We start from the raw sequence: 1539 nt of genomic DNA, 5'->3' as shown, positions 1-1539 counted from the left end.
TATGTATGCCCAAAAATCAGAAGGCAGTGGTGTTGTCAGCTATCCGGATAATAATATAAAGGTAGTTGGAGAGAAGGTATTTTGGTCTGCAAATCCGAAAACAGACAATAGCAGTGAGTCTGATTTACTGACCGTATATTACAAAGGACTTTACAACCGTCGCAATAACTACCTAAGCGGTATTAAGGGAACCATAGATAAACCCGGAGGTTATATCAAAATCGAGGTGCATGCTTACGACAGTAAGAGAGCAGGAGGGTTGCAGCTATTGACAAATGATGAGAAGACATTTGTAACCAGACCGATCTATAATGTGGAAATCACTCAAAGTTCCCCAAATGTGTTTTCTAAAACAACAAAAGAAATGAATTACGAATACTTTGATTATGGCCAGCAGATTGGTAAGATTTCTTCTGATGATATAAAAACACTGGGTGCTAAAGCATCGAATACAGTTACAGTGAATTGTGGAGGCTGGGCCTGGAACTGGCTTAGGGCTTTCAGCCTTGTAAGTTCTTCCTGTTCTTTGGAAATAGACGAGGATAAACTAATACAGTTAGAAAACCAGCCTGTAGTGGTGAAAATTGCGATGAAAGATGCTACTTTGATGGACGTACGGGTTCCCGCGGTGGAAAGGAATGACAACTTGAAGAGAATAATAGAAAAAGAGTATCCTTATTTTATCATCAAAAAAGTAAATGTAGAAATTCTGGAAGCCCCGGAAGATAATAATACAGCCTCTTATTATGAAGACATGGTAAGACAGCAATTTAATTGGGCTAATAAAGCCTATACCGATAAAACGGGTAAGACTTTACCGCCTGCAGCAGTGGCGGCGGGTGCCAAAATGGCTAATGCCAGAATCGTGTTCAAAGATATTGATATTACCATCCGTAAAGGATCAAAGAAGATCTATAATCAAGATAAGATAAATTCAATACCTGAAATACAAAAATTAAACGCTGATGGAATTAATATAAGAGATCTTGTAAGTAATGATAGTAAAGAAAAAATAGTCATCAAATATGTACCTGAATTAATCTCAGAAAAGTCGGTTTTTTCAGGAGTAACTGTTGTCGGGCGTGATGGCAATGAAAAACTATTACTAGCTTTTATTGTTTTGGCTTATGACTATAAAGATGATGTTAATGAACTATCGATAAAAAAGACAACAGCTGCACACGAGTTGGGACATTATTTTAGCCTTATACATACTTTTGAAGGTGGTTGTACCGGTAAAAATGATAAAATTAGTGATACTCCACCTGCCGAAGAACCAAAAACGAGATTTTATGAAAATTGTATTGCTCCTGTTCAATGTGGTGGGCACAGAAGGTTGATAGAGAATATTATGGATTATAGCAACTGCACGTTTATGTTCACCCCAGGTCAGGTTAAAGTAATGAGAAATGCGATCAAAAAGGATTTTTCAAATTTATATACCACTCAGAAATCAACAGACGCTGCTATCAATACAGATCTTAACATTACAGTGAAAGATTTAAGATCGGGTAAAACAGGCAGAAGCAAGAGAGATAC

At 37.1% G+C, this 1539-nt stretch carries 1 protein-coding gene; it reads left to right on the top strand.

Annotated features, from left to right (window positions below):
* A partial coding sequence (locus tag JO950_RS21815) for a M43 family zinc metalloprotease (RefSeq protein WP_255567933.1) occupies positions 1-1539 on the top strand: 1539 nt, incomplete at both ends.

The organism is Flavobacterium sp. UGB4466 (genome assembly GCF_903469665.1).
GTDB classification, from domain to species: domain Bacteria; phylum Bacteroidota; class Bacteroidia; order Flavobacteriales; family Flavobacteriaceae; genus Flavobacterium; species Flavobacterium lipolyticum.
Note: the sequence above shows the minus strand (reverse complement) of the source record. Positions and strands in the feature narration are given on the sequence as shown.